12 protein-coding genes and 1 tRNA gene are annotated in these 9019 nt (G+C 66.7%); 5 read left to right on the forward strand and 8 right to left on the reverse strand.

The window, feature by feature from the left end:
• The first annotated feature begins 114 nt into the window (after window positions 1-114).
• Window positions 115-720: a hypothetical protein gene (locus FLL47_RS40720; protein WP_144128034.1), complete on the forward strand. Its 606-nt coding sequence runs from the start codon at window positions 115-117 to the stop codon at window positions 718-720.
• Between the two features lie 43 nt (window positions 721-763).
• On the opposite strand, the gene FLL47_RS40725 is transcribed toward FLL47_RS40720, so the two are convergent.
• From FLL47_RS40725 to FLL47_RS40735, 3 genes are all read right to left on the reverse strand, one after another.
• Window positions 764-1294, reverse strand: a complete 531-nt coding sequence (locus tag FLL47_RS40725; RefSeq protein WP_144128035.1) for a hypothetical protein — start codon at window positions 1292-1294, stop codon at window positions 764-766.
• 303 nt (window positions 1295-1597) lie between these two features.
• A complete protein-coding gene (locus FLL47_RS40730; RefSeq protein WP_144128036.1) occupies window positions 1598-1951 on the reverse strand; it encodes a hypothetical protein in 354 nt (117 codons plus the stop codon).
• Window positions 1952-1987: 36 nt separating this feature from the next.
• On the reverse strand, window positions 1988-2482 hold the full coding sequence (locus tag FLL47_RS40735; RefSeq protein ID WP_144128037.1) for a hypothetical protein: 495 nt from the start codon (window positions 2480-2482) through the stop codon (window positions 1988-1990).
• A 222-nt stretch (window positions 2483-2704) separates the two neighbouring features.
• On the opposite strand from FLL47_RS40735, the gene FLL47_RS40740 reads away from it, so the two are divergent.
• Window positions 2705-3289: an NUDIX hydrolase gene (locus FLL47_RS40740; protein WP_222106425.1), complete on the forward strand. Its 585-nt coding sequence runs from the start codon at window positions 2705-2707 to the stop codon at window positions 3287-3289.
• Window positions 3290-3405: 116 nt separating this feature from the next.
• Here FLL47_RS40740 and FLL47_RS40745 read toward each other — a convergent pair.
• Window positions 3406-3483 (reverse strand) — tRNA-OTHER (locus FLL47_RS40745).
• A gap of 189 nt (window positions 3484-3672) precedes the next feature.
• On the opposite strand from FLL47_RS40745, the gene FLL47_RS40750 reads away from it, so the two are divergent.
• The 3 genes from FLL47_RS40750 (at window position 3673) to FLL47_RS40760 (ending at window position 5349) form a co-directional block, all read left to right on the forward strand.
• Window positions 3673-4164 carry an NUDIX domain-containing protein gene (locus tag FLL47_RS40750; RefSeq protein ID WP_144128038.1) on the forward strand — a complete coding sequence of 164 codons (492 nt, stop codon included), beginning with the start codon at window positions 3673-3675 and terminating at the stop codon, window positions 4162-4164.
• A gap of 82 nt (window positions 4165-4246) precedes the next feature.
• Entirely contained in the window at window positions 4247-4930 is a 684-nt protein-coding gene (locus tag FLL47_RS40755; protein WP_144128039.1) for an SMI1/KNR4 family protein, read from the forward strand.
• Between the two features lie 215 nt (window positions 4931-5145).
• Window positions 5146-5349 (forward strand): hypothetical protein, encoded by a 204-nt coding sequence (locus FLL47_RS40760; protein WP_144128040.1) that lies wholly within the window; start codon window positions 5146-5148, stop codon window positions 5347-5349.
• 111 nt (window positions 5350-5460) lie between these two features.
• Here the strand turns inward: FLL47_RS40760 and FLL47_RS40765 are convergent, their stop codons facing one another.
• The 4 genes from FLL47_RS40765 to FLL47_RS40780 form a co-directional block, all read right to left on the reverse strand.
• Window positions 5461-5673 carry a hypothetical protein gene (locus tag FLL47_RS40765; RefSeq protein WP_144128041.1) on the reverse strand — a complete coding sequence of 71 codons (213 nt, stop codon included), beginning with the start codon at window positions 5671-5673 and terminating at the stop codon, window positions 5461-5463.
• 400 nt (window positions 5674-6073) lie between these two features.
• Window positions 6074-6583: a YfbM family protein gene (locus FLL47_RS40770; RefSeq protein ID WP_246159313.1), complete on the reverse strand. Its 510-nt coding sequence runs from the start codon at window positions 6581-6583 to the stop codon at window positions 6074-6076.
• 262 nt (window positions 6584-6845) lie between these two features.
• On the reverse strand, window positions 6846-7463 hold the full coding sequence (locus FLL47_RS40775) for a hypothetical protein (RefSeq protein ID WP_144128042.1): 618 nt from the start codon (window positions 7461-7463) through the stop codon (window positions 6846-6848).
• Between the two features lie 586 nt (window positions 7464-8049).
• Entirely contained in the window at window positions 8050-8280 is a 231-nt protein-coding gene (locus tag FLL47_RS40780; RefSeq protein ID WP_144128043.1) for a hypothetical protein, read from the reverse strand.
• Window positions 8281-9019: the final 739 nt, after the last annotated feature.

Below are 9019 nucleotides of genomic sequence, written 5' to 3' on the forward strand. Positions count from 1 at the left end.
GTCGGCCGATCGTGGGCGGGCCGCGGCGGGCGTCGAAGGCGGACGGCCGTGAGGTGCGCAACGTGAGTCGGTTTGCTGATAGCGCAACAAACGCCAATCCGCTCCACTCAGCACATGCTGCGTCGTGTCTGCCTCGCCCTGCTCGCCGTCACCGTCCTCGCCGGCTGCGGCGACGACCCCGAACCGACCACTCCCGCGCCGAGCGCGGTGACCAGCGTGTCCGCGGAGGCCTCCCCCAGCGCGGCGGCCAGCCCGGCGGCGTCGCCGTCACCGTCCCCCGCCGTCAACTTCACCGTCGACGGCGCGGGCCCGTACACGATCGGCGCGAACCTGGCGGCGCTGACGGCGGGAGGCCTGCTGGAGGAGGTCAAGACCGGTGCGGAGACCTGCCCGGCCAACACCACCGCCCGCGGCACCGGCGTGTGGAAGGACATCCAGCTGCAGTTCCGGCCCGACGGCGCGCTCTACCTGGCGGTGAACCGGTCCAAGACGATCCCGACGCCGTCCGGCGCCCGCCTCGGCATGACCCTCGCCGCGGTGTCGTCGATCTACGGCAACCTCGGCAAGGAACTGAACGGCGGCGCCGCGCTCCTGGTCACCACGACGTCCGGACGGGGGATCCTGTTCGACCTCGACCAGAACAAGAAGGTCTTCGCCATGATCGCCGGGGACGCCGCCTACCTGAAGTCCAGCTACGAGGGCGGCACCGACTTCTGCTGACGAGCACCACCGGACCTGCCTGCCGTCGGCCGTGCGACGATCGTCACCCGGCCGGCGGGTCGGCAGGAAGTTCGACGGTGTGCTCGACCGGGAAGTGCTTCTTGGGCGGCGGCACACCCGGCCAGGTGTAGACGTTGACGGTGCGCCGGTCGAGCCAGCGCAGGCTTTGCCCGATCCGCGTGAAGGTGTGGCTCTCGTTGGGCGAATCCCACGCCTCACTCCGGTGGACCGATTCGCCACCGCGGTCCTGCACGTGCAGGGTCGTCCGGCCGTCACCGTTGCCGTCGATGGTGTACGCGACGTGTGCCGTCAACCGCCGGTCGGGACTGGCCTTCGGCTTGGACACCAGGTGCAGTTCGAGGCCGTCCGCCACGCAGGCGTCGTAAGCGGCTCGCAGAGGTGCGGTTGCCCAGCCCTCACGGGCGGCCATCCGCATCAGCTGGTACTGCACCACGTCGAGGATGGCCAGCCTGCGACTCCGCTCAGGCAGGTCCAGGATCGCGGCGGCCAGTCCGAAGCCGCCCGGCGCGTTCGGCTTCGGCTCGCACGGGAACCCGTCCGGCAGGCCCTCCAACGGTTCGTGGAGCCGGACCCAGTCCGAGTCCGTTGACCGGATCTCCCGCTGCGAGATGGCGCGAATACAACTCCGTGACAGCCGTGGACTGCTGCCGGAACTTGGCCGGTGCGCCGCCTGAGGTGTAGCGGCTGGGGAACAGCGGCGGCCAGCAGTCGACGGAACAGGCGGGTGGTCCTCGGCACCGGGCGAGCATCGCAGGTCGCACCGACAGCCACTACCCCAGCGCCGCCCGGCCAGACCTGGCAGCACCCCATCCGACGGAGGACGCGGAACGGCGGCGTAGCTCCCCGACTCCAATGATCATGGCCAGCCGATCTTGACGGCGCAGGCTGTCACCAGCGTCAGTGCGGTCACCACCAGCCAGACCGTGCGGCGATACCGTGCGTGGGCGGCGAGTGAGGCCAGACCGGTGAGTCCGAGCGCCGTCACCAGCGCCAGCGCGGCCAGCACTGCGACCGCCAGTTGCAGCGTGCCTTCCACCTGCGCCGACCAGTCCGTCGCGAGATACCAGCCGAGCAGGGCCAGGAATGCCAGCCAGGAAAGCCCGGCGAGGCCGCCGGAGAACCACACCACCACGTCGAGGACCGGATGCTCCCGGTCGCGCCACGACTCGACCGGTTCGGCAGACGGTGCATCCGGCTCATCGTTGATCATCGCAGCATCGTAGGGACGATCCGCAAGTCCGCGGCGTCAGCCGGTCTGTTGCTGAGCGAGCTCGACATGCATCAGGTCAGCCGCTTGCTCCACAATGGCCGCGAACGCGTCCGGTGGGATCCTGGCGACGAAGACCCTGCCCGCGTCCTCAGGATAGGGATGGTCCACCCGCCGAAACGCGAAGACGATCACCAGGTTTTCGTCCAGGTAGGCGTAGCGGGACACGTTGTCGACGATCTCGGACCAGCTCAGGAACCAGTGCCGCTCTCGAAACTCCGTCTCGTCGGCCTCCAACCGCCGGTAGATCTCCTCCGGCGAGCGTTCCGGAAAGGGGCAGGGCGGTATCTCGCGCCGGCGCACCCGGGCTGCGGCGGACCACATGTAGTGGTAGATGGACGGGACGTAGGCCGTGTTGTCGTGCGTCGTCAGCCGTTTGCCTGCGGCCCACAGGTCCACCACGCGCAGGCTCGAAGGCTGCACCTCACCGATCTCCACGGCGAACGTGGTCCGGTCACCGAATCGTCGTATCATCGGGCGCGCACGTTATCAGGCGACCGGCACCGTTCGCGTTCTGCAGCGAAGGCCTGCCCCGCGCTCAGCAGATAACGCAAGGACGAGGCGATCGTCCAAGCTCCGGAGGGCGGTTCGCCACCTCGCCTCCACCGCGCGCCTACCATCGTCCCCAGTCGCGGGAGCACCGAAATGGCGACTGCTGAGACCCGCTCTCGCCGGACTCTGGAATGATCCGGCGTCGTGGACGACAGAGATGCGCTGATCGAGCTGCTGGACACGCTCGAACCATGGGATGACAAGGAGGCCGACCACCTTGCCTTCTCCCGGAACTGGATCGCCAGTGGAGCCCAGCTCTGCCGAACCGAGCCGCCCGACAATCCGGCGGTCCATCTCGTCTCCTACGTCGCGCCGTTCGACCAGGATTCCGGTCGACTCCTGCTGGCCGCGCACCGCAAGTCGGGGCTGTGGCTGCCGCCTGGGGGTCATGTCGAACCAGGGGAAACGCCTTGGCAGGCCGCGGTTCGCGAGACGGCCGAGGAGCTCGGCATCGTCGCGACGCCATGGCCGGGGTGCGGAACGACGCCGTTGTTCGTCACAGTCACGCTGACTCGGGGTCATGTACCGCACACTGACGTGTCCCTCTGGCACGTCATCACGGCCACACCCGACGACATCGTCGGGTTCGACGAGCGAGAATTCGACTCACTTCGCTGGATCCGACTGTCCGATGCACGCACCGAGCCCGCCGATACCACCGACCCCCATCTGTCCAGGTTCGCCGAGAAGCTATCCGATCGCGCGGAGCGCCGTTGCCCTCAACTGTGACCGCAGGGCTGCTTTGCAGCCAACCCTGCGGTGCCGACCTGCCGGCCAGGTCATGCGGCGTTGTCAGCCGTCAAGCCACCGACAGGCGAGCAGAGCCGAGGTGCACGGCAGTGCGATCTGCCCGACCGGATTCGAACCGGCGTCCACGCATCCCGAAGGGCGTGCGGAATCTTAGGCCGCTAGACGACAGGCAGGGGCCCACCATAATCAGCGACAAGCTGGTTCGACGAGCGTATTCAGCGCCATCCCGCCAGCCGACGCGTGCGCCGGCCCCTGATCCACGACGACATCCAGGGGCCTGACACTGCGGACCAGACTGCTCTGAACCTGCAACCCGCATCGGCGGGCCTGAAGGAGGAAGCGATGACCGCCGAGGAGTCCGTATGAGGATTTCACCGTTCGCGTTCAGACTGCTCCATCGCATCCGAAACGTGTACTGGCGGATCGCCAAGCCGACGACCTACGGCGTGAAAGCGCTGATCATCCACTCGGCCGATGCCGACCGAGTGCTCCTCGTCCGGCATAGCTACGGCGACCGATCCCTGTGGAGGCTGCCTGGAGGCGGATACAAGCCGGCCCGGGAGACCCCGGAGCAAGCGGCCAGGCGTGAGTGCATCGAGGAACTGGGCGTCGAGTTGGACCCGTTCGCCCTCGTTCTGGAGAAACACCTGACCACCAGCGGAGGCAGACAGGGCCACCTGCAGATCGTCCGCCTCCACGCGGTCTCGGGCGAAGTGAGCCCGAATGGGAAGATCTCCGAAGCCCGGTGGTCGGCCGTCGACCTCACGGACCTTCCTGGTGACCAGGCGGTCTCCAAGTGGGTGCACTCGGCTCTGAAAGCGCACGCTCAGGCCCGGTACGGCAGCAGCATATAGCGCTCATGCTCTGGCTGGCGGTCCTAGAGGTTCACGGGGACGACTGGCGCAGCGGCCAGGTCAGCGCATCTACGATGCTGCGATGAGCGGAGACCCCATCGCGCAGCGGCTTGACGAGATCGCCGTGAATCTCAAGCATTTGCGCGATCGCGGCCTCCCCGGCAAAGGCGCTGACTGGCATGCGTCACGCTACGTCTTCGGCGCCGATGGGCATGACTGGCGGGTGCTGCCAGTTGCCGCCGATGAACTTGACGAGCTCGAAGCGGCCCTCGGTGTGGTGCTTCCAGCGGAGTTCCGTGCGTACCTGCTGCGCTTCGGCGCGCGGCAGGGTCCCGTCTATGGGCTGTTCGGCCCACGGCAGATCGTGGCTGAGGCACGTGGTTGGTGCGATGATCCAGATGACTTGAGCCAGCTCGCGCGGCCCTTTCCCTTCACGGCGGGTTGCGGGGTAGCGCCAGAGGAGGCCCTCGCCGGCTTGCCGGACGGCTCGATCGCCATCGCAGAGCGCGGCTGTGAGTTCTTCACCGTCGTAGCCGTGACGGGACCCCTGGCCGGAACGGTGTGGGACAACGATTACGTGGACGGCCGTTACGGTTTCTGGCCTGCGAGGGCTGAGGTCGGCGGCAGGTCGCTGCCCCGTCCTGCCCAGCCGGTCGGTTTCCTTGACTGGGTTCACACGTGGACCGAGGACGCCCTGGCCAAGACGGCACCACAGCCAGAGGTACCACGCCGCGGCCTTCGTGCCCTCCTCCGACGGTCGAGGTGAAAGCTTCAACCGGATCCGACCCCAGCGTGGCCGCGCGGTCAGCAAACAGCGGTTCTCAGCAACGAGTACGTGGCATTGAGCCTCGTCCAGTAGGGCGCTCCACCTTGACCAGGTCGGTAGATCATGGCCACGGGGTGCGGGCCGCCCTGCAGACCAGGGGCTAGCGGACATGATCTGCCCTGGCGCACGCGAAGATCATTCGGTATAACTCCGTCGTGAACCCAATCGACAAGGTGCCGCTCTGGCTATTGATCTCCGCTGTCGTAATCATCGCCGGTATCCCTGCGGTGACACTCCTCGTGGAGGGCCACCTCTCCGCAGCATGCTTGACGCTCTTAAGCGTCAGCTACTCAGTGGCCCTTGGCCGAGCGACGCTGAGGCGCGAACTCATCGCCCGAGGTGTCCAGATCGAGAAGTGATCACGTATGTGAGCCGTCAGCGCATGTTCCCCAGGACCGCCGTAGACAGCCGGAGCTTTCGCGACGGATTTACCGTGGTTGGGCGAATACCGCTTCGGCGTTCCGTGGCCGTCATGCGCCCAGAGCGGGCGTACGCGTGGGGGGCATGAGGCCGCGCAGTTGGTCGACCCGGGCCTGCGCGCCGGTCAGGGAGTAGCTGCCCAGGGTCCGCAGCGGCATCAGGGCACCACCGAGTCGCAGCACGGGGCCGTGGACCGGCAGACCCACCCGCTCGTCGACCTGGGCGCAGAAGATGTCCTCGACCTCGCTCCACGGGGTTACCACGGTGCGGCTGTCGAAGCCGCGAACGTGCGCCGTCGCCGTCGATGACCACGCCCATCCGCAGCGCCCGCCAAACGCCGACGACGCCCATGAGAGAGCACACGACGCCGAGCACCGCGCCGACCATGTTCCGCCCCGCCAGCACCTCCTCGTTGGTCAGATACAGCAGGCCGAGCATGATGAAGACCGCCAGGAGGACCGCTACCTGGATGCTGGGACGGATGACGACGCGTTTCACGGCAAATGCCACATGCCCCTTCACCAGGGCATCAGCGATGCGGTCGCCCGCCGCCATCCACGCCAAAGTCCTGGGCAACCCTCAGAGCAGGCACCGCGCGGGTCGGCGGCAGTCAGGGAGCCGGATGGAACCCCACAAAACCGGTCTCCTCGAACGGGAACTCCATCAGCCGATCCAGCAGATGACGGCGTCGCCGGCGTCTGCCGCTGAGGCGAAATACGTCTTGATGTCCGGCAGATCACCGACCGCCCAGTCCAGCTCAGCCTGACTTTCCCAAACTGCCGGGTAGATCTCCGCTCGCGCCAGCTCCGACACATCAACGCCCCGAATGAGATCGCCTTCGCTGACATCCGCCAAAGCCGTCGATGCCTGGCGTACTTGCTCCGGCGTCAGGTAACACGGCGCGCCATAGCCCCAGTCGGCCTCAGGATCGTCCAGATCATCGACGAACCACTCCTCGCCACGGATGATCGACACGGGAAACTCAGCGCGGTCAAGTAGGAAGCTCAGGGCATGCCACGCTTTATCGGTGCCGAACGAGCGTCGTTCCGAGATGTCGCTGTCCTTCTCGGAAACCACCGCCTCGTCAGCCAGCTCGTACGCCCAGTCAAGATCAGACTTCGCGCGTTCCAGCTCAGCTGGAGAGACACGCAGCCAGAGGCCGTACATACCCATGCGGAGCAGGCTAACTGCCCGCCACACTTTGATCAACGCGCAGCGTAGGGCCGTGCGGGTGTTCCCAGTATGTTCCCCAGGACGGCCGGACTCACTCGGCCCCGAACGAAATGCGGCTCCGACGAGCTTGCCGGTCGGAGCCGCATTTGTGCTGTGGGTGGCGGGTAGAGGATGCGAACCTCTGTAGCTTTCGGGACAGATTTGCAGGTCGCTGTCACTCCATTGCTACTACTCGTCCGATCCGCTTTGGCCACCGAGCCGGCTATTCGTGCCGCGTCCCCTCGTCCCTACGCACCTGAACCTCCCACTCCGACACCGTGCCGACCAGACGGATCCTTACCGGAAACGGCCCCTTGTCGCCCGCACCGAGCATCGGGAATCCGTCCGACCGCCCCCAACCCCCGTCGCAGGGAATATCCATGGTGAAGGAAAAGCTCTTTCCGCCGATGTCAGCCAGTACGCGGCCACCGCCATCACAGCGGCCGAATGCCCACAGACCGTGACCGTCATCCGGAATCGATCCGTCGATGTGGCTCTCTGCTGACGTGCGCGAACCCCAGGAGACCACGAGCGGCATCGTGGCGTAGGTCTTTTCCAGAGGGCTCGGGCTAGGCGTGGGGCGATGGTCAGGCGCGGGACTCGGGCTAAGCGCGGGCTCAGGTCCACTGTCGTTGTCGCGAGAACCGCAGCCGACACAGGCATCGGCGTCGGCCTTCCCGCTCGGCTCCTTCACCTCAGAGGTGCCCAGTGCAACGACGGCTGCAGCCGCCACAACGGCCACCACCCCCGCCAGCCCGGCCCATAAGCCCACCGGCAGGCCCGTTCGCGTCTCTGGAGGTGGTGGTGCGGCGGCGTACGGATTCCGGTCCGGCAAGGTCACTGCGCTCCCCATGATCGCTCGGCCGACATTGTGGCAGCCTCGCGCTCGCCCTGCTTGCCCGTCCAGGCCTCGGCAGAATGGAGGCTTCCAGCGGTCAACGGCGGTCAAGGTCCCGGTCCGCCGTCTGAACGAGAACAGCGAAGGGACCACGGGTTTAGCCCTGGTCCCGGTGGTGGGCGTGGCAGGGTTCGAACCTGCGACCCGCTGCTGTAAGACCTGGGCGACGTTCTGCCCGAGTCCGCTCCCGATTCTCCCCCAGCAACGCCCGGGTCTTAACGCGGCTGACATCCACATGCGGTCGTGGCCATAGCTACAGCGGCTGCTACACGCCAGCCATGCCACACGATCCTCTCGACACGAACTACCGGCGGTTCGGTCGCTAAGCGTGTGTCCCGAGGTCAGCAACGTTGCTGCGGTCCGGCGCGGTGCGCTGTGGGTGGACCGGTTGCTGTACTGACACGCCGGCCATCACCTACCCGCGAGGCGCCGCCACCAGTCGGCATCGACGGTCAGCGTTGAAGCCTCGGCAGGCACTCCGGACCCCACCCTGTGCTTAGGCAGAGCCCGCCAGTCCAAGGGGATCAGCTCACGCCGGATGACCCAAGATCACGTAAGGCTCGTACTTCAACGCCTCTTCCACGACCTCTTCGTCTGTCAGCTCAGGCACGGTCCAAAACATCAGGTCCCACACGCGGGGACTGATCACCAGCCGTCGGAGTTCCTCGTACCGAGGACCGAGCGCGTTCGGCAGCATGGGGTCACGCAGTTCACGAACCAGATCGACCGCACGCGCACGTTCATCCGCACTGAGTTCCACGGAGCCATTGTCCGTACGGCGACCGACATCGGACAAGATCGCCGGTTGCGAGCGTTCCCGCTATGTTCCGTAGCCCGTCACAACCAGTCGGACTCAGCCGGACACACCCGACCTCAAACGAGACGCGGCCCACCGGACCTGTGGTGGCACCGCCCACGCACACTCACCGACATGCCTAACCGTCTGCCCAGGGTCACCGACCCGACTCCCCGGATCGGGGTCACTCTGCTCGCCGTCCTACCTGCTGGTGCCCTTGGTCGCGCTGGCCGGGTGGGGGCGGGACCAGGCCCGGGGCGCAGACGTGGACGCCGAGGTGATCGCGGTGACGGTTGGTGAGCGCAGCGAGAGCTCCTACACCGTACGGTTCGAGACCCGGACGGGGCAGGTCTGCGAGTCGGTCATGCGCCCGGAGAGCAAATCCGCGCCCCGCGAGGTCTACCCAGGTGACCTGGTGCCGATGCACTACCCCGAGCATCGGCCGTGCGAGAACGTGAAGCCTAGAGGGATCCTCGGCCCGTGGGCCCGTTCTGGCTCGTACTCGCGTTCTTCCTGCTGTGCAGTGGCTGCGCCGCAGTCACGTGGTGGTGGCCCGAAGTGTTCGGCCATGCCGTCTGTTGAGCGTCATTCGCTGTGAGCATGTGGCGTAGGCCTGCGTCGTTGCTGGTGAGCGGGATCTTGAGAGCAGCCCGGAGGGTTGCTCTTCTTCGTGTGCGACGCCAACGTGAGCACGTAGGAACTG

Source organism: Catellatospora sichuanensis (assembly GCF_007483665.1).
GTDB lineage: Bacteria > Actinomycetota > Actinomycetes > Mycobacteriales > Micromonosporaceae > Catellatospora > Catellatospora sichuanensis.

What these genes read in the sequence shown, in the direction of transcription:
- FLL47_RS40730 (WP_144128036.1), bottom strand. Translation starts at nt 1,951, where the DNA reads ATGATCAACGATGAGCCGGATGCACCGTCTGCCGAACCGGTCGAGTCG.
- FLL47_RS40720 (WP_144128034.1), top strand. Translation starts at nt 115, where the DNA reads ATGCTGCGTCGTGTCTGCCTCGCCCTGCTCGCCGTCACCGTCCTCGCC.
- FLL47_RS40750 (WP_144128038.1), top strand. Translation starts at nt 3,673, where the DNA reads ATGAGGATTTCACCGTTCGCGTTCAGACTGCTCCATCGCATCCGAAAC.
- FLL47_RS40735 (WP_144128037.1), bottom strand. Translation starts at nt 2,482, where the DNA reads ATGATACGACGATTCGGTGACCGGACCACGTTCGCCGTGGAGATCGGT.
- FLL47_RS40755 (WP_144128039.1), top strand. Translation starts at nt 4,247, where the DNA reads ATGAGCGGAGACCCCATCGCGCAGCGGCTTGACGAGATCGCCGTGAAT.
- FLL47_RS40770 (WP_246159313.1), bottom strand. Translation starts at nt 6,583, where the DNA reads ATGGGTATGTACGGCCTCTGGCTGCGTGTCTCTCCAGCTGAGCTGGAA.